Origin of the sequence: Serinicoccus kebangsaanensis, assembly GCF_008919445.1 — a bacterium.
Classification (GTDB): Bacteria; Actinomycetota; Actinomycetes; order Actinomycetales; family Dermatophilaceae; genus Ornithinicoccus; species Ornithinicoccus kebangsaanensis.
In genome coordinates this window covers 1-1,431 of sequence record NZ_VSLG01000032.1, presented here as the reverse complement: position 1 = coordinate 1,431, position 1,431 = coordinate 1, and the positions used below count along the sequence as shown (strand labels likewise).

1 protein-coding gene is annotated in these 1,431 nt (G+C 67.2%); it reads right to left on the bottom strand.

The features are described 5' to 3' along the window. Window positions 1–12 precede the first annotated feature (12 nt). Entirely contained in the window at window positions 13–1,290 is a 1,278-nt protein-coding gene (locus FXF60_RS16360; protein ID WP_437440878.1) for an IS256 family transposase, read from the bottom strand. Window positions 1,291–1,431: the final 141 nt, after the last annotated feature.

Genomic DNA, 1,431 nt, shown 5'->3' with positions numbered 1-1,431 from the left:
GTCACAGTGGGTTTACAGGTGGGCGTTGATGCGGTCGGGGTAGACGAGGGAGAGCTCTCCCAGGGCGGCTTTCCAGCCCTGGATGACCGAGCCTTCGACGAGTTTGCCGGGGGCCTTGCGGGGCGAGCCTTTGGGTAGGCCGGCTTCCTTGGCGCGTTCTCGGGCGCGTTTGTCCTCGATGTTGCGGATCGCCAGCCACAGCAGCTTGATCGCGGCGGCATCGCCGGGGAAGTGGCCGCGGTTCTTGATGATCTTGCGCAGCTGGTAGTTCAGCGACTCGATCGAGTTCGTCGTGTAGATGACCTTGCGCAGCGCGGGCCCGAACGCCAGGAACGGGGTGAACCGGTCCCAGGCGTTCTCCCACGTCGCGACGGCGGCGGGGTACTTCTTACCCAGGGTCGAGTCGGCGAACGTGGCCAGTGCCATCAGCGCGGCCTCCTCGGTCGGTGCGGTGTAGACCGGGCGCAGCAGGGCCGCGACGGCCTTGCGGTCGGTGTAGGACACGAACCGCATCGAGGCCCGGATCAGGTGCACCACGCAGGTCTGCACCATCGCCTGCGACCAGGTCGCCTCGATCGCCTCGGGGAACCCGGTGAGCCCGTCGCAGCAGACGATCAGCACGTCCTTGACGCCACGGTTGGCCAGCTCGGCGCACACCCCGGCCCAGAACTTCGCGCCCTCGCTGGCCTGGACCCAGATACCCAGGACGTGCTTGATCCCGTCCATGTCGACACCGACCGCGATGTGCGCCGACCGGTTGGCCACGTGCGCGCCGTCGCGGATCTTCACCACGATCGCGTCGAGGTAGATGACCGGATAGAACGCCTCCAGCGGGCGGGTCTGCCAGGCGACCACCTCCTCGGCCACGGCATCGGTGACCTTGCTGATCGTCTCGTGGGACAGCTCGGTGCCCAGCGTCGCGGCCAGGTGATGCTGGATGTCGCGGATCGTCATCCCGCCGGCGTACAGACTGATGATCATGTCCTCCAGGCCGCCCAGGCGGCGGGCGCCCTTGGGCACCAGCGCCGAGGCGAACGTGGAGTTACGGTCCCGAGGCTGGTCCAGGGGCACGTCCCCGACCTCGGTGCCCACCGTCTTCGGGCTGGTGCCGTTACGGGAGTTGCCGGACCCATGCCCGGCCCGGTCACCCTTCTCATACCCCAGGTGGTCGGACAGCTCGGCCTCCATCCCACGCTCGAGGACGGCCTTGATCATCTCGGGCAGGAACCCGCCCTCACCGGTCAGCGACAAACCCCGCTCATCGGTCGCGGCCATCAGCTTGTCGAGCATGTCGTCATCGAACAGCTCCCGACGCAGCCGACGAGCCTCAGGCTCCTGCTCGCCGGCGTCCTTCTTCGGCTCGGTCATGGTCACAGTCAATCTCCTCCAGGTAGGAGACCCCTCCACTTACACAGACCATCTGACACCTCC